At 43.3% G+C, this 531-nt stretch carries 1 protein-coding gene; it reads left to right on the top strand.

Annotated elements, in window-relative coordinates; translation table 11 throughout:
* Positions 1 to 56: 56 nt before the first annotated feature.
* The gene (locus tag ACESPU_RS21715) at positions 57 to 434 is read left to right on the top strand and encodes a transposase (protein WP_005863417.1); all 378 of its coding nucleotides are present in this window, start codon (positions 57 to 59) and stop codon (positions 432 to 434) included.
* Positions 435 to 531 lie beyond the last annotated feature (97 nt).

Raw genomic sequence — 531 nt, 5'->3', positions numbered from 1 at the left:
TTGTCTTATGCTGATATAGGTAGACACATTCAATAACAATAAAATGTGTAATTATTATGCGCAAAAAACATGAGCATTACAGCGAAGAAGAGAAATTGCATCTTCTTCATTCTTATTATCAATCCGGCATGAGCAAAACCAGTTTTTGCAAACAACATGGTATTAGTGGGATAACTTTGTTAAATAAATGGCTGGCGAAGTATGAATCAGTGGTAAAAGAGGTATCTTTGGCTCCGTGTCAAGCCCCTACGGATATGAGCGATCGAAGCAAAGAGGATTACCATGATGAAAACGCGCGACTCAAGAAGCGTGTTAAGGAGTTGGAGAAGGCCCTTGCCTTCTCCCGGTTGGAAACCGAGGCCCGTGATTTAATGATCAGGCGTGCGGAAGAGTATTTTAACATTCCCATCAGAAAAAAACCTGGGGCCAAATAGTAACGGAACTGGTCAGGCTTCGCAAGATGAAAGTAGCGCCAGCCTGCCGTCTGTTTGGCCATTGTCGTCAAGCCTATTACCAGTCCAAGGCTGACAT

Source organism: Parabacteroides sp. 20_3 (genome assembly GCF_964238835.1).
Classification (GTDB): Bacteria; Bacteroidota; Bacteroidia; order Bacteroidales; family Tannerellaceae; genus Parabacteroides; species Parabacteroides distasonis.
Note: the sequence above shows the minus strand (reverse complement) of the source record. Positions and strands in the feature narration are given on the sequence as shown.

Bases quoted from the DNA above. Each gene is read 5' to 3' on its own strand.
- ACESPU_RS21715 (WP_005863417.1), top strand. From the start codon at position 57: ATGCGCAAAAAACATGAGCATTACAGCGAAGAAGAGAAATTGCATCTT.